The organism is Haemophilus sp. oral taxon 036 (assembly GCF_002998595.1).
Classification (GTDB): Bacteria; Pseudomonadota; Gammaproteobacteria; order Enterobacterales; family Pasteurellaceae; genus Haemophilus; species Haemophilus haemolyticus_K.
Genome location: NZ_CP027235.1, coordinates 994,310 through 1,014,874, shown reverse-complemented (window position 1 = coordinate 1,014,874; position 20,565 = coordinate 994,310). Strand labels below are relative to the sequence as shown.

Sequence of the window (20,565 nt, the reverse complement as noted above, 5' to 3'; positions counted from 1 at the left end):
CATGTTATGGAATCGATACTTATTTGTTGCTATATTAGTCGCTGTTTTAACAAATAAAACAAAGATGTTCTTTTAATTAACTTAGGGGGCAGTATGTCTGCAATGTTCTTACTACAATTTGCCATCGTATTATTGTGTATCTTTGTAGGTGCACGTGTAGGTGGTATCGGTTTAGGTGTATTTGGTGGTTTAGGCCTTGCTATTCTTTCTTTTGGCTTTGGTCTAAAACCAGCAGGTTTACCTATTGATGTTATGTTTATGATTATGGCTGTAGTGTCAGCGGCGGCGGCAATGCAAGCAGCTGGCGGTTTAGACTACATGATCAAAATCGCAACAAAAATCTTACGTCGTAATCCTAAACACATTACATTTATTGCTCCGGCAGTAACTTGGTTATTCACTTTCTTAGCGGGTACTGGCCACGTGGCATACTCTGTATTACCAGTTATCGCTGAAGTGAGCCGCCAAAACGGTATCCGTCCAGAACGCCCAATGTCAATGGCGGTAATCGCATCACAATTTGCTATCGTAGCAAGCCCTATTGCGGCAGCTGTTGTAGCGGTCGTGGCTTACCTTGAACCTCAAGGTATTCATCTTGGCGACGTATTAATGGTAACTATTCCTTCAACCATCTTAGGTATTTTTATTGCTTGTTTATTTGTAAACAAAATGGGTAAAGAATTAAAAGATGATCCGGAATATCAACGTCGCTTAAATGATCCAAAATATGCTGATACTTTTGGTTCTACCACTTCAGTTAAAGAAGTAGAAGTGAGCAAAACCGCTAAAATTTCTGTTTCTTTATTCTTATTTGGTTCATTACTTGTTGTAATCATGGGTGCGGTTCCATCTTTACGTCCAGTATTTGATGGTAAACCAATGGGGATGGCACACACTATCGAAATCATTATGTTAGCGATTGGTGCATTAATCATCTTAACTTGTAAACCTGATGGCACTGAAATCACTAAAGGTTCTGTATTCCACGCTGGTATGCGTGCAGTAATCGCAATCTTCGGTATTGCATGGTTAGGTGACACCTTGATGCAAGCACACATGACTGAAGTAAAAGAAATGGTGAAAGGCTTAGTTGAAACTGCACCATGGGCATTTGCTTTCGCGCTATTTATACTTTCAGTATTAGTAAACAGCCAAGGTGCAACAGTCGCAACATTGTTCCCACTTGGCATTGCATTAGGTATCCCTGCACCAGTATTAATCGGTGTATTTGTAGCAGTAAATGGTTACTTCTTTATTCCTAATTACGGTCCAATCATTGCATCCATTGACTTCGATACTACGGGCACAACCAAAATTGGTAAATATATTTTAAACCATAGCTTTATGATTCCTGGTTTATTAAGCATGCTTTTCTGCTTATTAATCGGTTTAGCTCTTTCTCACATTCTTCTTTAAGATGTGATTCAATAACAATCCTCCTATATATTGAATTTTACTTATCAGATTTATTCATTATATAGCGAGGATTTTTCTATTTATCATTCACTTAAACTATTTCCCGTTATACAAATAGCATATAACTTTTATAATCAAACTTTGAGTAGCTATAATAAAAAAGCCCCTTTCGGGGCTTTTTTCATCTCATTTGGAAAATTAATCTTCCATTTCTGAATTTAATAATGCAGCAAGATTTTGTGTAGCATCATCTGCGATCATTTCAAATTCATCAGCGATATCAGCATCACTTGCGAAAGCAGAAGCTACATCTTCCGCTGCTAATGTTGCTAAATCAGCTGCTTTTTGACGATTTTTAACTCGGCTTTGATGATACGCAAAACCTGTACCTGCTGGGATTAAGCGGCCAACAATTACGTTCTCTTTCAAGCCACGCAATTCATCACGTTTACCTGCCACTGCTGCTTCGGTAAGAACACGAGTAGTTTCTTGGAACGATGCGGCAGAGATGAAGGATTCAGTCGCAAGAGACGCTTTGGTGATACCCAATAATTCGCGTTCAAACTCAACTGGTGGTTTGCCTTCTGCTTCACGTTGGCGGTTAACGATTTTCACGCGAGCAACTTCGACTTGTTCCCCTTCAAGGAATTCTGAGTCGTAAGCTTTAGTAATTACCGCTTTACGCAACATTTGACGAACGATAACTTCGATATGTTTATCGTTGATTTTTACCCCTTGTAAGCGGTAAACATCTTGTACTTCGTTCACAATGTATTCAGTTACTGCACGTACGCCACGTAAACGTAAAATATCATGTGGTGTTTCAGCACCATCAGAAATCACATCACCACGTTGTACCATTTCACCTTCAAATACGTTGAGTTGACGCCATTTTGGAATCATCTCTTCGTAAGTTTCGCCTTCTGCAGGAGTAATTAATAAACGGCGTTTACCTTTGGTTTCTTTACCGAAAGACACAATACCAGAAATTTCAGCCAAGATAGCTGGTTCTTTTGGTTTGCGTGCTTCAAATAAATCCGCAACGCGCGGTAGACCACCGGTAATATCTTTAGTACCGACAGATTCTTGCGGAATACGTGCTAATGGTTCACCCACTTTTACTGCTGCACCATCGTCTAAACTTACAATTGCTTTACCAGGTAAGAAGTACTGTGCAAGAACATCAGTTTCAGGTAAGAAAATATCGTTGCCATTTGCATCAACTAATTTAATAGTTGGACGTAAATCTTTACCCGCAGTAGCACGTTCACCCACATCTTGAACCACGATTGATGATAAACCTGTTAATTCATCAGTTTGACGCGTTACAGTTAAGCCATCAATAATATCAACGAATTTCACAAAACCAGATACTTCAGAGACAACTGGCATTGTATGTGGATCCCAATTTGCGATAGTTTCACCTGCTGTTACATCTTGGCCGTCACCTTTGCTTAACACAGCACCGTAAGGCACTTTATAGTGTTCTTTAGTACGACCAAATGCATCGGTAATAGTTAATTCAGTATTACGAGAAGTTAATACTAATTTACCTTCATCATTAGTAACGAATTTTGCATTCATTAAGTGTAATGTACCAGTGTTTTTAACTTGTACACTCGATTCTTTCGCTGCCGCAGATGCCGCACCACCGATATGGAACGTACGCATGGTTAACTGTGTACCCGGCTCACCGATAGATTGAGCAGCAATAACACCCACTGCTTCACCTTGGTTAATTAAATGACCACGTGCAAGATCACGACCATAACATTTCGCACATACACCAAAATCAGTATCACAAGTTACAACAGAACGTACTTTTACGCTGTCTACAGAGTTTGCATCCAACACATCACATAGTTTTTCATCTAATAACGTGTTGCGAGGAATTAATACTTCTTCTGTACCTGGTTTTAAAATATCTTCTGCAGCTACACGACCTAACACTAATTCACGAAGTGGAACTTTTTCATCTCCACCTTCGATTAATGGGGTCATAACTAAGCCTTCGTGCGTACCACAGTCATCTTCTACGATCACTAAGTCTTGTGCTACGTCAACTAAACGACGAGTTAAGTAACCTGAGTTCGCTGTTTTTAATGCGGTATCCGCCAAACCTTTACGCGCACCGTGGGTTGAAATAAAGTACTGTAATACGTTCAAACCTTCACGGAAGTTTGCTGTAATTGGGGTTTCGATGATCGAACCATCTGGACGAGCCATCAAACCACGCATACCTGCTAACTGACGAATCTGAGCTGCAGAACCACGCGCACCAGAATCAGCCATCATAAAGATACTGTTAAAGGATGCTTGTTTTTCAGGATTACCTTCGCGATTGATGACTTCTTCTTGAGATAAATTTTCCATCATCGCTTTCGCTACGCGCTCATTCGCCGCGGCCCAAATATCGATTACTTTATTATAGCGTTCGCCAGCAGTCACAAGACCTGATTGGAACTGTTCTTGGATCTCTGCCACTTCTTCTTCCGCTGCAGAAATAATTTCGTATTTCTTCGCTGGAATTTCCATATCATCAATACCAACTGATGAACCAGAACGTGCCGCATAAGCAAAACCGGTATACATAATTTGGTCAGCAAACATTACCGCTTCTTTTAAACCTAAACGACGATATGCTTCGTTAATCAGTTTAGAAATGGCTTTTTTGCCTAATGTTTGATTAAACAATGAATAAGGCATACCTTGTGGTGCAATCATCCATAAAATCGCACGACCGATAGTTGTATCAGTAAGCGTGGTTTTCGCATCAAATTCGCCAGCTTCATTCTTCACATATTCAGTAATACGTACTTTCACGCGAGAATGTAATTCTGCTTCACCTGTACGATATGCTTTTTCAGCTTCTCGAGGATCTTGCAATAACATGCCTTCGCCTTTACCGTTCACTTTTTCACGGGTCATATAGTAAAGACCTAATACCACGTCTTGTGATGGAACGATAATCGGATCACCGTTTGCTGGTGAAAGCACGTTGTTGGTTGACATCATCAACGCACGAGCTTCTAATTGAGCTTCAAGCGTTAATGGAACGTGTACCGCCATTTGGTCACCATCGAAGTCCGCGTTGAACGCCGCACAAACGAGTGGGTGTAATTGAATTGCTTTACCTTCGATTAAGATCGGTTCGAACGCTTGGATACCCAAACGGTGAAGTGTTGGCGCACGGTTCAATAGAATTGGGTGCTCACGAATAACTTCTGCAAGAATATCCCAAACGATCGCATCTTCACGCTCAACCATTTTCTTCGCTGCTTTGATTGTCGTAGCATAACCACGGCTTTCTAATTTAGCGTAGATAAACGGACGGAATAATTCCAAGGCCATTTTCTTCGGCAAACCACATTGGTGTAAGTGCAAGTATGGACCAACAGTGATTACAGAACGACCTGAATAGTCAACACGTTTACCTAATAAGTTTTGACGGAAACGACCTTGTTTACCTTTGATCATGTCCGCTAATGATTTTAATGGACGACGGTTAGAACCCGTAATTGCACGACCACGGCGACCATTATCTAATAACGCATCAACAGATTCTTGTAACATACGTTTTTCGTTGCGCACAATAATATCTGGCGCAATCAAATCTAATAAACGTTTTAAACGGTTGTTACGGTTGATTACACGACGATATAAATCGTTCAGATCTGAAGTCGCAAAACGACCACCATCAAGCGGCACTAATGGACGTAAATCTGGTGGAAGAACTGGTAATACAGTCATCACCATCCACTCTGGTTTATTACCAGATTGAACAAATGCTTCTAATAATTTTAAGCGTTTAGTGATTTTTTTACGTTTAGTTTCAGAGTTAGTTTCTTGTAATTCTTCACGTAATTTTTCACATTCAACTTCAAGATCCATACCTTTTAAGAGATCCTGAATCGCTTCAGCACCCATTTTCGCTTCGAATTCATCTTGCCAACGATCTTCAGCATCAAGGTATTGTTCTTCAGTTAATAATTGACCGCGCTCTAAATCCGTCATACCTGGTTCGGTCACGATGTACATTTCAAAGTAAAGTACACGTTCGATATCGCGCAATGGCATATCTAAAAGCAAACCGATACGAGATGGTAACGATTTTAAGAACCAAATATGTGCAACTGGCGATGCAAGTTCAATGTGGCCCATACGTTCACGACGAACTTTAGTCTGAGTGACTTCAACACCACATTTTTCACAAATCACACCACGGTGTTTTAAACGTTTATATTTACCACATAAACATTCGTAATCTTTTACAGGCCCGAAGATACGCGCACAGAAAAGACCATCACGTTCAGGTTTGAACGTACGGTAGTTAATGGTTTCAGGTTTTTTTACTTCACCAAATGACCAAGAACGGATCATATCTGGGGAAGCTAACCCAATTTTAATCACATCAAAATCTTCACTGGTTTTTGATTGTGCTTTTAAAAACTTAACTAAGTCTTTCACAAATGTTCTCCTGTCGGAGTTAAAGGTTTAAAGTGCGGTTAAAAATTTCGATGTTTTTCCACCGCACTTCGGCGATTTTTCTTTCGTAAGGTGAGTGAATCATAAATTCTTCCCCCCCTACTGATTACTCTTCGTCTAACTCGATATTTAAACCAAGTGAGCGGATTTCTTTCATAATTACATTGAAAGATTCCGGTGTGCCTGGGTCCATGTGTTGGTTACCACTTACGATGTTTTTATACATCTTCGTACGACCATTCACATCATCCGATTTCACCGTTAACATTTCTTGTAAGGTGTAAGCTGCACCGTATGCTTCAAGTGCCCATACCTCCATCTCACCGAAACGTTGACCACCGAATTGAGCTTTACCACCCAATGGTTGTTGTGTAACAAGGCTATAAGAACCAGTTGAACGAGCATGCATTTTGTCATCAACTAAGTGGTTCAATTTGAGCATGTACATATAACCTACTGTTACTGGGCGCTCGAATTTCTCACCTGTACGGCCATCATATAAAGTGATTTGACCTGACGTTGGTAATCCACCAAGTTTTAATAGCTCTTTAATTTCAGCTTCAGCTGCACCATCAAATACTGGTGTAGCAACTGGTAAACCTTTACGTAGATTTTCAGCTAAACGCAATACTTCTTCATCTGTGAAGGTACTTAAATCTACTTTTTGTGAGCCATTACCTAAGTCATACGCTTTTTGGATATAACCACGTAATTTTTCCACTTCTTGTTTTTGTTTAAGCATTGCATTGATTTGATCACCAATACCTTTCGCGGCTAAACCTAAGTGAGTTTCAAGGATCTGACCGATGTTCATACGAGATGGTACGCCCAGTGGATTCAATACGATTTCAACTGGTTGGCCATTCTCATCGTATGGCATATCTTCAACTGGGTTAATTTTCGAGATAACGCCTTTATTACCATGACGACCCGCCATTTTATCACCCGGTTGGATTTGACGTTTCACCGCGAGGTAAACTTTAACCACTTTTAACACGCCCGGTGCAAGATCATCACCTTTGATGATTTTCTTACGTTTTACTTCAAGTTTATGTTCAAACTCTTTACGAAGTTCTTCGTATTGCTCTGCAAGCTGTTCTAACTGATTTTGTTTTTCTTCATCTGCAATGGTTTGTTCTAACCATTTAGTGCGATCTAATTTATCTAATTGCGCTACATCAGCACCACTAGAAATAAGAAGATTACGAACACGAGCAAATAAGCCAGCTTCTAAAATCTCTAACTCTTCCGTTAAATCTTTTTTCGCTTCACGAAGTTGCATTTCTTCGATTTCTAATGCACGTTTATCTTTTTCTACACCATCACGAGTAAAGACTTGAACATCAATAACTGTACCTGATGTACCGTTTGGCACACGTAATGAAGAATCTTTAACATCAGAAGCTTTTTCACCAAAGATTGCGCGTAAAAGTTTTTCTTCTGGGGTTAATTGAGTTTCACCTTTAGGCGTTACTTTACCTACTAAGATGTCACCACCTTTAACCTCTGCACCAACATAAACAATACCAGATTCATCAAGTTTGCTTAACGCTGATTCACCTACGTTTGGAATATCCGCAGTGATTTCTTCTGCACCTAACTTGGTATCACGCGCAACACAAGATAATTCTTGAATATGGATGGTAGTGAAACGGTCTTGTTGAACAACACGTTCAGAAACTAACATTGAGTCTTCGAAGTTATAACCGTTCCAAGGCATGAACGCCACGCGAATATTTTGACCTAATGCAAGCTCACCTAAATCAGTCGAAGGACCGTCTGCTAATACTTCACCACGATTGATTGGATCGCCTAAATTCACACAAGGAATTTGGTTAATACAAGTATTTTGGTTAGAACGGGTATATTTGATTAAATTATAAATATCAATACCAGCTTCACCAGCAATGGTTTCATCTTCATTTACTTTAATAACGATACGAGAAGCATCGACGTACTGAACTGTACCACCGCGTTTTGCAACAACCGCAACACCCGAGTCAAGTGCGATTGGTTTTTCCATACCTGTACCAACTAATGGTTTGTCAGCACGTAATGTTGGAACTGCTTGACGTTGCATGTTCGCACCCATCAACGCACGGTTCGCATCGTCATGCTCAAGGAATGGAATTAATGCAGCCGCAACAGATACCACTTGTTGTGTCGAAACGTCCATATAGTGAATATCTTCAGGTTTATATAAACCTGATTCGCCACGTTCACCACGTGCAGTAACAAAAGCATCAGTAAAACGGTTATTTTCATCTAAGTTTGAGTTTGCCTGTGCGATAATATAGTTTGCTTCATCAATTGCAGATAGGTATTCAATTTCTTCAGTAACTTGACCATCAACCACTTTACGATATGGTGTTTCTAAGAAACCATAATCATTAGTACGTGCAAAAGCAGAAAGTGAGTTGATCAAACCGATGTTTGGACCTTCAGGGGTTTCAATCGGACATAAACGACCATAGTGGGTATTATGTACGTCACGCACTTCAAAGCCTGCGCGCTCACGCGTTAAACCGCCTGGACCTAATGCAGAAATACGACGTTTGTGCGTGACTTCTGATAATGGGTTATTTTGGTCCATAAATTGCGAAAGTTGTGAAGAGCCAAAGAATTCTTTCACCGCTGCAGAAATTGGTTTTGGATTAATTAAGTCTTGCGGTGTGATTGCATCTAAATCACCTAAAGATAAGCGTTCTTTCACCGCTCTTTCTACACGTACTAAACCGATACGGAATTGGTTTTCCGCCATCTCACCTACGCTACGGATACGACGGTTACCCAAGTGGTCAATATCATCCACTTCGCCGCGACCATTACGGATGTCGATCAATTTACGCATTACCGCAATAATATCTTCATTGCTTAAAGTGCCAGCGCCTTCACCTTCTGAGATCGCTAAAGAACGATTGAATTTCATACGACCGACTGCAGATAAATCATAACGTTCTGCAGAGAAGAATAGGTTGTTGAATAAGGCTTCTGAAGATTCCGGTGTTGGTGGTTCACCCGGGCGCATCATACGATAAATTTCGTAAAGCGCACTGGTTTTGTCATAAGTTGGATCGACACGTAACGTTTCAGAAATATATGGACCGTAATCTAAATCATTAGTAAATAAAGTTTCGATCGTGGTGTAACCTGCTTGCGCTAATTTTGCAAGAGTCTCTAAAGAAATCTCACCGTTTGCAGGGCAAATAATTTCACCAGACTCTAAATCAACATAATCTTTAGATGCAACTTTACCTAAAATATATTCAGAAGGTACAACGACTTGTGAAATTTTATCTTTTTCTAATGCCTTGATATGGCGTGCGGTAATACGACGACCACGTTCAACATAAATTTTGCCATTTGCTTCAATATCAAAAGAAGCTGTTTCACCACGTAAACGTTCTGGCACTAAAGTCATTAACAATTTATCGCCAGCGATTTCAAAGGTAATTTTATCAAAGAATAAGTTTAAAATTTCTTCAGTGGTGTAGCCTAATGCACGAAGAATGATTGTTGCTGGTAATTTACGACGACGGTCAATACGCGCAAATAAGTTATCTTTTGGATCGAATTCAAAATCTAACCAAGAACCACGGTAAGGAATAATACGTGCGTTATAAAGTACTTTACCTGAAGAATGGGTTTTACCTTTGTCAGAATCGAAGAATACGCCTGGACTACGGTGTAACTGTGAAACGATAACACGCTCGGTACCATTGATTACGAAAGTACCGTTATCAGTCATTAATGGGATTTCACCCATATAAACTTCATTTTCTTTAATATCTTTGACTGCGCGTGAAGAAGATTCTTTATCGTAGCTCACTAAACGTAATTTTACACGTAAGCCTGCTGCATAAGTTGATCCACGAATTTGGCACTCACGTACATCAAATTCAGGTTCTTCTAAACGATAATCTACATATTGTAATTCTGTATAGCCATTATTGCTTACAATAGGGAATACAGAACGGAATGCCGCTTCTAAACCTTGCTGACCTTCAGGATCTTTTTGAATAAATTTATCAAAAGAATCCAACTGAATGGTTAATAAATAAGGAACATTTAAAACTTGCGGACGTTTACCGAAATCTTTACGAATTCGTTTTTTTTCAGAATAGGAGTAACCCATTGGTTTTCCTCTGCTAACTGTTCAGTGACCTAGCCACAAACTAACTGTGACGTGAATGACCGTTAAAATGACCGCACTCTGAACCTTACTTCTGTAGTGGGGTGACAACTCAAATTACATAGGACGACAACTTGAGCAAAACAACGACAAATAACGGTGAATCTGCCATTGCATGGATGTGCTTTCTATCAAAAACACGGTTAAATTAAACAATAGAAGGTCAAAATTGATTAAAAATCAATCTAAATCTTTGCTAATTTTAAGGCGGTAAATTTTAAATGAATGCAGCTTTCTCGTCAAGTTTAAAACTTATGGAGAAATTTTATGAAATAAAAAACCGCACTTTCAAAAAGTGCGGTTTAAAATCTATCAATTCTTTAAATTATAAAGAAGCTTGATCAACAGTAACACCTGCACCCATAGTGGTAGAGATGCTTACTTTCTTGATAAAGATACCTTTAGCAGTAGTTGGTTTTGCTTTGTTTAAAGCAGCCAATAATGCTTGAAGGTTTTCTTTTAATTGAACTTCAGAGAAGTTTGCTTTACCGATAGTGGTGTGGATGATACCGTTTTTATCATTACGATAACGGATCTGACCAGATTTAGCATTTTTAACTGCTTCAGCAACGTTTGGTGTTACAGTACCAACTTTAGGGTTTGGCATTAAACCACGTGGGCCTAATACTTGACCTAATTGACCAACAACACGCATTGCATCAGGAGAAGCGATAACAACATCAAAGTTCATTTCGCCTTTTTTGATTTGCTCTGCTAAATCTTCCATACCAACTAAATCAGCACCTGCTTCTTTAGCTGCATCTGCGTTAGCACCTTGAGTAAACACAGCTACGCGTACTTCACGACCAGTACCGTGTGGTAATACAGTTGCACCACGAACGTTTTGGTCAGATTTACGAGGATCGATACCTAAGTTTACTGCAACGTCAACACTTTCAACGAATTTAGCTGTTGCGAATTGTTTTAATACCGCGATCGCTTCGTTGATTTCGTATGCTTTAGTAGAATCTACGCCAGCTTTGATTGCTTTCATTTTTTTAGTCAATTTAGCCATCGTATTATTCCTCCACCACTAAGCCCATAGAGCGAGCAGTACCAGCAATTGATTTCATTTTGGTTTCGATAGACGCGCCAGTCATATCTGCTGCTTTAGTTTCAGCGATTTGACGAACTTGATCTAAAGTTACTTTACCCACTTTCTCTTTGTTCGGTTTACCAGAACCAGATTTGATACCTGCAGCTTTTTTCAATAATACTGCTGCTGGTGGAGTTTTAGTTACGAAAGTAAATGAACGGTCTGCATATACAGTGATAACAACCGGAATTGGTAAACCTTTTTCTAAACTCTCAGTACGAGCGTTGAATGCTTTACAGAATTCCATGATGTTCACACCTTGTTGACCTAATGCAGGACCAACTGGTGGTGATGGGTTTGCCATACCAGCTGCAACTTGCAACTTAACATAGGCTTGGACTTTTTTTGCCATTTTAGTTTTCCTCTAATTGGGTAATAACGCTATTAAATAGCTCCCCGATAATTTTCAGTGCAACATTCATTGCACCACACAAAAATATGAGCCGCGAACGGCTCATAATGGGCGCGGATTATATTAAAAGTGCGGTTGTTTTTCAAGCACTTCTTAAATCCACTATAAGAAATTATTGTGCATCACCAATTAACACTGAATCCAATGCAATTTCAATCATATCATTGAATGTTAATTGACGTTCTTCTGCTGTGGTTTGTTCGTGAGTACGGATATGGTCAGACACGGTACAAATCGTTAATGCTTTCGCACCATATTCTGCAGCCACCCCATAAATACCAGCAGCTTCCATTTCCACGCCTAAAATGCCGTATTTTTCCATCACGTCAAACATTTCTACATCAGGTGTATAGAATAAATCCGCCGAGAATAAGTTACCTACACGAACGGCTTTGCCTTTTGCTTTTGCAGCTTGAACAGCGGCTTGTGTCATATCGAAATCAGCAATAGCTGCAAAGTCGTTATCTTTGAAACGAATACGGTTTACTTTTGAATCAGTACATGCGCCTAAACCGATAATTACATCGCGCACTTTTACGTCCATACGAACAGCACCACAAGAACCTACACGGATAATTTTTTTCACGCCGTATTCAGTAATTAATTCTTTCGCGTAAATAGAGCAAGATGGAATTCCCATACCATGACCCATAATAGAAATTTTACGACCTTTGTAAGTACCGGTATAACCAAGCATATTACGAACATTCGTTACTTCAACAACATCTTGTAAAAAAGTTTCTGCAATGTATTTTGCACGAAGTGGATCGCCTGGCATTAAAACAACATCAGCAAATGCACCTTCAGGCGCGTTAATATGTGGAGTCATAATTTTCCTTCCTTTTTTCAAATGTAAAAATAAAAAGTGCGGTCATTTTTCACCGCACTTATCCGAGAATTAAAGCGCTGCAGCACCGAGTCCGATGAACAAGCCAGCAATCGTTGCACTCATTAAGTTTGCTAAAGTACCTGCGATTACCGCTTTCAAGCCTAAACGTGCAACATCACTACGGCGGTTTGGCGCCATTCCACCTAAACCACCGATTAAGATTGCAATTGAGCTGAAGTTAGCAAAACCACAAAGTGCGAAAGTAATAATTGCTTTGGTTTTTTCAGTTAATACAATCGCAGAATCTGGTTGCAAGTATTTTGCAAATTCAAGGTAACCTACGAATTCGTTAACCGCTAACTTCATCCCGATCATTTGTCCTGCGATACCGGCCTCAGTGCCGTCAGTTACACCGATTAAATATGCCAATGGTTTGAAAACTAAACCAAAGATAGATTGTAAAGTTACGTCGCCATAGCCGAACCAGCCACCAACGCCACTTAAAATACCGTTAATTAATGCAATTAAACCAACGAATGCGATTAACATTGCACCTACGTTTAATGCAAGTTGCATACCTGCACTCGCACCACCTGCCATTGCTTCAAGTACGTTAGTTGGTTTTTCTGAATCATTGTCTTCCGGTTGTTTATCAGAAAATTGTTCTGTTTGTGGGAACATTAATTTCGCAAATAATAAACCTGCTGGTGCCGCCATAAATGACGCAGCGATTAAGTATGTCAATGGCACACCCATTCCAGCATAACCTGCCATTACTGAACCAGCGATAGACGCTGTACCACCCACCATGATGGCAAATAATTCAGATTGGGTCATATTTTTAATGTAAGGGCGAACCACCAATGGTGCTTCAGTTTGACCTACGAAGATGTTCGCAGCAGCTGACATGGATTCTGCTTTTGAAGTACCCAATGCTTTTTGCAATGCACCGCCCAATACTTTAATCACCACTTGCATAATGCCAAGATAATAAAGCACAGAAATTAAGCCAGAGAAGAATACAATAATTGGTAATACTTTCACTGCAAAAATGAAACCTGAAGGTTTGCTTGGATCAGCTAAACCACCAAATACAAAGTTAATACCTTCATTACCATAAGCAATAACATTTGATACGGCATCAGCAGTTGCACCAAGTGCTTGTTTACCTGCTGGCACATATAAAATAAGGGCGGCAAATCCAACTTGGATTGCTAACGCCCCGAGCACGGTTCTGATACTAATCGCTTTACGATTATTGGAAAGTAACACGGCAATAGCGATTAATACGACCATTCCCAAAATGCTGCTTAACACACTCATTTGATTCCCCTAGATTGGTTAAGTTAATAAAAAAGTCGGCTTATTCTACTTGTTTTCTCACAAAAAGTCGGCGAGTTTTCACCGCACTTTTTTGTAAACGACTACAAAATAGTCAAAACCTTGTTAATTCCACATTGACGCGCATAAGCAGCCAATGCATTAGTTTCTTCCGCACTTGGAATATGCGTTGATAACCCAGTTTCATCGCGCGCACCTTTACTATGCACACGGATAATTTTTAATGCCACATCAGGATAATTTCGTAAAAGTAGCGCAACTTTGCCCACCAAATGTTCAGCATCAAAAAAATTCTTTAAAAAAACTAACCGCACTTCTTCCACTTTATTTAACGGCAACAAGGCAGCCAGATTTTGTAAATTTCGCTCAAGTTTATCGTTTTTTATATGTAAACGTTCGGGTATCACTTTCTGTGGCACGATTCCTGTTTGATTTTGTCGGTCAAAACAGAGTATTTGTAAACCAGCACCCTCTCCTTTCAGATCGAATAAAAATTTATCAGTGACATCGATTAACGAACGAATACGCTCAAACTCAAAAAAGCCGCAACTATCCAAATAACAGGTTAATCCTTGTGAACGTAAAGCCTCAAATAGCGGGACAAGTTTTTTATGATGGATAGTCGGTTCACCACCTGAAATTGTTACGCCGCGAATAAATGGAACTGCCTCCATAACCTGTTCATACAAATACTGCAAACTAACCAATTTCGCATTTTCCGTATAACGAGGAATAGTTTCTGGATTATGGCAATACAAGCAATTTAGCTTGCAACCTTGCAGAAAAATGCTCGAACGATTGCCTTGCCCTTCTACATTTGAAAAAGGAATAATCCGATGCAACGGCACAAAAATCTCAGAGAGTGCGGTCATTTTTCCAATTATTTTTCAGCGGTGACATCTTTTTCATCGCGCAATTGGCGATCAAACACGTTGGCACATTCATCCGTACCCGAGCCATACCAGGTTGTGTCGCGTAATGCGACTTCGCCTTTACGGTATTTTTCAACTTCGCTTTTCTTCACCAAATAACCCGTAACGCGAATTAAATCTGTATTTTTCAAATAGGTGGTAATGTAGCGATAACCTAAAGAGAATGCACCATCAATAATATCCACCACCGCATCGCAGTGATCCACATAAGTTTGATCAAAGGCGAATAAATCCCCTGTACCAGATGGGAAATACTTATGGAATGGTGCAGACTGTTTTAAATGTGCAAGTAACGTTGGTTCTTCGCCTACACGAATACGGTGAGCCGGCGCGTTACGTTTGTCTTCTTCGTGGTTACTTGCGCCAACTTGCGCATGTAATAAATAACGATTGCCAGTGCGTTCTGCATAAACCCCTTCATGTGCATCGGTGATTTCTTTCAATTTATCCATAATTGCTGTCGCAATTTCATCACCACGAGCACTCTTACCAAAGGTTTCATTTAAGCCTTCACATTGCAATAAGTGGTTTGCTGCATCTGCCAAGCCCACAATTGCGAACATCCCCGTAAAATTAGTGCGTTTGATAAAGCCTTCTTTTTCGAGGAATGAACTGTTAAAGAAATTACTTTCTTCCACTACAAATTTGTGTCGTTTATCCATGGTTGAAAGAGCACATTTCGCCACACGTGGTAATAATTCGTTTACCATTTCATCCGCACTTTTACACGCGCGAGCAATCGTCCCTAGACGTAAACGTGTTAATGTGTAAGCACCGCCACATTCAGGCAATGCGTTATAGCAACTTGCTACACCATATTCTTCACCTAGATCAGAAATATAATAAGCATCGTTTGCAAAAGATGGTTTAGAAACTAATAAACAGGCTTTTGCTGCAAGTTCAGCAAACTCACGGCTCGTTTTGGATTTATCATAACGAATGGTCATATTCGGTGTTGGCGCTTCAAGCTCAATCACTGCACGTAAAATCAAGCGACCCGCTTTCGTATCATAAGGCCCAATATTGGCATGACAGAATGAATCAGGCACAGTTTTGTCGATATGATTTAAGAAACGTTTAATTTTGATGTAGTCTTTTTCTTCATCAGTAATGAAAGGTTCGAGCAATACATCAAGACGACCAACATAAACAGGATAAGTTGTAATCGATGGCACGTGGGAATAAAGAATCAATAATCCATCAAGTGCTTCATCCAGATCTTTTGGTGGCGGCAACTCTAAAAATTCGCAGCCTTTTTTAATATACACATTGTAATCAGGCAGGATATAGCGAGGGCGATAAATAGCATAACCTTCACATAAATCACAAATCATCTGATTCTGTAAAAAGCCCCATTCTTCATCGGTATAGCCAAGCAAATCGCGAGGATCAAATAAACGCTCAGCAATATTGCCTAATGTCATTAATTTTTGATGATAAGTCAGATTATTGGCTTTAACCGTATCGAGAATATCTTGAAGTGTTGCTAACATAATTTTCTCCCATTAAGAATTGGGCATATTGTACGAAATGGAGAGATATTAGACAATTTTCAAAATGTGAGTAAGATCACAGTTTTAGAAATTAATATTGATACAAATGGTCGTGTATTTCTATAAGATACAATTCTAAAATAGAACATTAAATTGTTTCATTTTTTCTACATTTCCTTTTATTATGGCAAGAATTAAAAGGATATTTTATGAAGAAAAAAGTACGTGTTATTCCCCATACATCTTGGGCGGCGACATCTCTTTGGTCGTTGGACATCAAAACATTGTCAGTTTTGATCTTTGCCTTATCAATCCTCGGTATCGGCGATGGATTAATCGTGCTTTCGAATTTAGGTTCAACGCCTTGGACGGTGCTTTCACAAGGCATTGCAATACAAACTAATATGAGCATTGGTTGGGCATCATTTTTTATCAGTTGTATCGTAATGATAGCCTGGTTTCCACTAAAACTTCGATTAGGATTGGGCACTCTACTTAATATCGTTATTATTGCTTTTTTCCTTGGTCTCACAACAAAAATACTGGCCACACCAAGCTCATTGGCAGAACAACTATTATGTGGTGCGGTGGGCTTATTACTTTATGGCTTAGGCACAGCCTTATATCTTACCTGCCATTTAGGCGCGGGACCAAGGGATGGATTAATGGTTGGTTTCTGTCAAAGATTTTATTTAAAAGTGAGCATCGTCAGAACAAGCATTGAAATCTTTGTTTGTATTCTAGGGTTTATTCTTGGTGGCACCGTCGGTCTGGGGACAATTATTTTTGCCGCCAGTATAGGATGGATAGTTCAGATTTGCTTAAACATCATTGCGCAATGCCCACATTTTTCTCACAAAGGGGAAAATGGTTACTAAAGCATTATTTATTGAAATTAAACCTAGATTCATTTGAGTCTCTTTTCCCGCGGGTGAGCAAAATGCAAGATGCTTATCGATATCATTAATCGGTTTCCAGCGTCTTGGCTGAGAAGAACGACTATTTGGATAAAACCCGATAGTCGGAATATTAAACGCACTGCTCAAATGCAATGGCCCAGTAGATCCCGCAATAAATAAATCCGCACAAGCCAAAGAATGCGCAAAATCCACTAAACCTTTATTCTTATCGTAAACGACTACGCGAGAATCACTCACCATGTTTGCCAATTCATGGGCCTTTTCACTTTCGCCAGGCCCTGCTGTCAGCACAATATTGCAATCAAATTCAGCTAATAAGCCTTTAATTAAATCCGCATATTGCGCTAAAGAGAGATTCGTAGCGGAACCACCGGAACCACTATGCACAAAGATCCATTTTTTATTTGCGGAAAGCCCTAAGCTCTCTTGCAAGAAAACACGTTGATTTTCCACCGCACTTTTCTCAAAGGTTAAATAAGGCGGTTTAGGTTCAACAACTGGCATATTATGCTTGTGCAAAAAAGCGCGGGCTAAATCTTGATTGTATTCAGCTTCAGATTTTTCAGAACGAGAACGACGTTGTATTAGGCGGTGATTATAGAGAATTTGAACCCATTTCGTTGCTGGCGCGAGACGATATTTAATCCCACTTTTCCAAGCGAGTTTTCCATTATGGGTATTGGAAAAAAAACTAATCATTCCATCAAACTGCTGCGCTTTGATTTCCTGCACAAGACGTTTGAAATCCGTTTTATCATTTTTTTTGCTATCAATAATGACATGATCAATAAACGGACAAACTTCCGCTAAAGGCGCAGTGTAACTCGGAACAAGAGCGGTTAATTTTAAAGAAGGATTCGATAACTTCAGCATAGCAAAAGCGGGCCATGCTTGCATAAAATCGCCTAATTTATCGTTACGAATAACTAAGATCTTTTCCATAATTTCTCCGCTAAAATAAAAAACCGCACTTGAAAGTGCGGTCGTATTTTATGTTATTTTTGTGGATTATAAAACATCAACACAATTTAAGTCTTCGAAAGATTGTTCTAAGCGTTTAGACATAGATTCTTCCATTTTACGTAACCAAACACGTGGATCGTAGTATTTTTTGTTTGGTGCATCTGGACCTTCTGGGTTACCTAATTGACCTTGAAGATAAGCTTCATTTGCTTTATAGAAATTCAAAATACCATTCCAAGATGCCCATTGAGTATCAGTATCAATGTTCATTTTGATTGCACCGTAGCTAATTGCTTCGCGGATTTCTTCGCGGCTAGAACCTGAACCACCGTGGAAGACGAAGTTAATTGGTTTTGCAGGAAGATTACGTTCTTTCGCAACGAACTCTTGTGATGCACCTAAAATAGATGGTTTTAATTTTACGTTACCTGGTTTGTAAACACCATGTACGTTACCGAATGCCGCTGCAACGGTAAAGTTAGGGCTTACTGGATTTAATTGATCGTAAACATAAAGCACGTCAGATGGTTGAGTATATAAACGAGACTCATCAACACCAGAATTATCTACACCATCTTCTTCACCACCAGTAATACCGATTTCGATTTCAAGGGTCATCCCCATTTTATCCATACGAGCGAGGTATTCACGGCAGATAGCCATATTTTCTTCCATTGGCTCTTCAGAAAGATCAAGCATGTGAGAAGAGAATAATGGACGGCCAGTTTCTGCGAAGTGTTTTTCACCAGCGTCAAGTAAACCATCAATCCATGGAAGTAATTTTTTCGCAGCGTGGTCAGTGTGAAGAATAACAGGAACACCGTATTCTTTAGCTAAAGTATGAACGTGTTTCGCTCCAGCAATCGCACCAAGTACATCAGGACGAGCACCGCTTGCAGGTTTAATACCTTTACCCGCATAAAACGCCGCACCACCGTTAGAAAATTGAATAATAACTGGCGCTTTTACGCGTGCAGCAGTTTCTAACACGGCATTAACTGAGTCAGAACCCACGCAGTTTACTGCTGGGATAGCAAAGTTATGCTCTTTTGCATAAGCAAAGATTTTTTGCACATCTTCACCTGTTACGACACCAGGTTTCACGATATCTAATAATTTAGCCATACTTGTGTTTCCTTTTTATGTTTAGCGGGACAAACCCACAATTGGAGAATTTTTTTGACTTTTTATTGATGGCGACATTTTTAATGATCGCCATCGATATGTCACATAGGAAAAGTGCGGTTAGTTTTTCGCACGTTTTTCAAGAATTTCTACTGCTGGTAATACTTTGCCTTCTACGAATTCTAAGAACGCGCCGCCACCCGTTGAAATGTAAGAGATCTTGTCTGCAATACCGAATAAATCGATAGCCGCTAAAGTATCACCGCCACCTGCGATAGAGAATGCATCGCTATTTGCAATTGCGTGAGAAATGATTTCAGTCCCTTTACGGAAGTTAGGGAACTCAAACACGCCAACTGGGCCATTCCATAAAACGGTTTTTGCATTTTTGATGATTTCAGCCAATTGTTCTGCAGATTTATCACCAATATCGAAGATAGATTCCTCATCTTTCACTTCGTTTACCGATTTTTCTGTTGCGGCTGCCGTTTCAGAGAATTCTAAACCTACACGCACATCAACTGGCACAGGAATATCTGTATTTGCGGCTAATTCTTTCGCAACTGGAATTAAATCAGCTTCATATAAAGATTTACCTACATTGTGGCCTGCTGCTGCGATGAAAGTATTTGCAATCCCCCCGCCCACAATAATTTGGTCAGCGATTTTTGAAAGAGAATTTAATACTTCTAATTTAGTTGAAACTTTAGAACCACCAACAATAGCCACCATTGGGCGAGCTGGCTCTTTTAAGGCTTTACCTAATGCATCTAACTCAGCGGCTAATAATGGACCTGCACAAGCGATTGGTGCAAATTCTGCAACGCCGTAAGTTGATGCTTGCGCACGGTGAGCCGTCCCAAACGCATCCATTACAAATACATCACAAAGTGCGGCATATTTTTTACCTAATTCTGGATCGTTTTTCTTTTCACCTTTGTTCACGCGTACGTTTTCTAAAACAACGATTTCGCCTTCTTTAACATCTACGCCGTTTAAATAGTCTTGTTCTAAACGCACATTGAAGCCTGCGTTTTTTAAGTAATCAACAACTGGTTGTAAAGAATCTTCTGGTTTAAATTCACCTTCAGTTGGACGACCTAAGTGAGAAGTTACCATCACTTTTGCGCCTTTTTCTAAGGCTAATTTTAAAGTAGGAATGGTCGCACGAATACGCGCATCTGATGTCACTTTGCCATCTTTTACTGGCACATTAAGATCCGCACGGATAAACACACGTTTACCGGCTAAATCTAAATCGGTCATTTTGATTACTGACATAATCTATCCTCTTGTTAAGTTAAAATTAAAATTGAAAACTTTTCGTATTATACCTACTTCGCGCTAGGTTGTAACGATTT

General features: G+C 39.7%; 13 protein-coding genes. 2 read left to right on the top strand and 11 right to left on the bottom strand.

Annotated elements, in window-relative coordinates; genetic code table 11:
• Positions 1–93 precede the first annotated feature (93 nt).
• Positions 94–1,416 carry an anaerobic C4-dicarboxylate transporter gene (locus C3V42_RS04905; protein ID WP_106013864.1) on the top strand — a complete coding sequence of 441 codons (1,323 nt, stop codon included), beginning with the start codon at positions 94–96 and terminating at the stop codon, positions 1,414–1,416.
• A 198-nt stretch (positions 1,417–1,614) separates the two neighbouring features.
• Here the strand turns inward: C3V42_RS04905 and rpoC are convergent, their stop codons facing one another.
• The 8 genes from rpoC to C3V42_RS04860 form a co-directional block, all read right to left on the bottom strand.
• Entirely contained in the window at positions 1,615–5,883 is a 4,269-nt protein-coding gene (gene rpoC, locus C3V42_RS04900; RefSeq protein WP_106013863.1) for a DNA-directed RNA polymerase subunit beta', read from the bottom strand.
• A gap of 124 nt (positions 5,884–6,007) precedes the next feature.
• Positions 6,008–10,036 (bottom strand): DNA-directed RNA polymerase subunit beta, encoded by a 4,029-nt coding sequence (gene rpoB, locus C3V42_RS04895; protein ID WP_106013862.1) that lies wholly within the window; start codon positions 10,034–10,036, stop codon positions 6,008–6,010.
• A gap of 382 nt (positions 10,037–10,418) precedes the next feature.
• The gene (rplA, locus tag C3V42_RS04885) at positions 10,419–11,108 is read right to left on the bottom strand and encodes a 50S ribosomal protein L1 (protein WP_005636632.1); all 690 of its coding nucleotides are present in this window, start codon (positions 11,106–11,108) and stop codon (positions 10,419–10,421) included.
• 4 nt (positions 11,109–11,112) lie between these two features.
• Positions 11,113–11,541 (bottom strand): 50S ribosomal protein L11, encoded by a 429-nt coding sequence (gene rplK, locus C3V42_RS04880; protein ID WP_005633053.1) that lies wholly within the window; start codon positions 11,539–11,541, stop codon positions 11,113–11,115.
• 172 nt (positions 11,542–11,713) lie between these two features.
• The gene (deoD, locus tag C3V42_RS04875; protein WP_106013861.1) at positions 11,714–12,430 is read right to left on the bottom strand and encodes a purine-nucleoside phosphorylase; all 717 of its coding nucleotides are present in this window, start codon (positions 12,428–12,430) and stop codon (positions 11,714–11,716) included.
• 69 nt (positions 12,431–12,499) lie between these two features.
• Positions 12,500–13,753, bottom strand: a complete 1,254-nt coding sequence (locus C3V42_RS04870) for a NupC/NupG family nucleoside CNT transporter (protein ID WP_005633049.1) — start codon at positions 13,751–13,753, stop codon at positions 12,500–12,502.
• A gap of 101 nt (positions 13,754–13,854) precedes the next feature.
• Entirely contained in the window at positions 13,855–14,643 is a 789-nt protein-coding gene (locus C3V42_RS04865; RefSeq protein WP_106013860.1) for a 4Fe-4S cluster-binding domain-containing protein, read from the bottom strand.
• Positions 14,644–14,651: 8 nt separating this feature from the next.
• Positions 14,652–16,196, bottom strand: coding sequence for a YjjI family glycine radical enzyme (locus tag C3V42_RS04860; protein WP_005643931.1), 1,545 nt, complete (start codon positions 16,194–16,196; stop codon positions 14,652–14,654).
• Positions 16,197–16,405: 209 nt separating this feature from the next.
• On the opposite strand from C3V42_RS04860, the gene C3V42_RS04855 reads away from it, so the two are divergent.
• Entirely contained in the window at positions 16,406–17,074 is a 669-nt protein-coding gene (locus C3V42_RS04855; protein ID WP_065264923.1) for a YitT family protein, read from the top strand.
• Here C3V42_RS04855 and C3V42_RS04850 read toward each other — a convergent pair.
• From C3V42_RS04850 to pgk, 3 genes are all read right to left on the bottom strand, one after another.
• Positions 17,018–18,058 carry a glycosyltransferase family 9 protein gene (locus C3V42_RS04850; RefSeq protein WP_106013859.1) on the bottom strand — a complete coding sequence of 347 codons (1,041 nt, stop codon included), beginning with the start codon at positions 18,056–18,058 and terminating at the stop codon, positions 17,018–17,020. The genes C3V42_RS04855 and C3V42_RS04850 overlap by 57 nt on opposite strands.
• A 66-nt stretch (positions 18,059–18,124) precedes the next feature.
• Positions 18,125–19,204, bottom strand: coding sequence for a class II fructose-bisphosphate aldolase (fbaA, locus tag C3V42_RS04845; RefSeq protein ID WP_005639380.1), 1,080 nt, complete (start codon positions 19,202–19,204; stop codon positions 18,125–18,127).
• Between the two features lie 120 nt (positions 19,205–19,324).
• On the bottom strand, positions 19,325–20,485 hold the full coding sequence (pgk, locus tag C3V42_RS04840; RefSeq protein WP_106013858.1) for a phosphoglycerate kinase: 1,161 nt from the start codon (positions 20,483–20,485) through the stop codon (positions 19,325–19,327).
• Positions 20,486–20,565 lie beyond the last annotated feature (80 nt).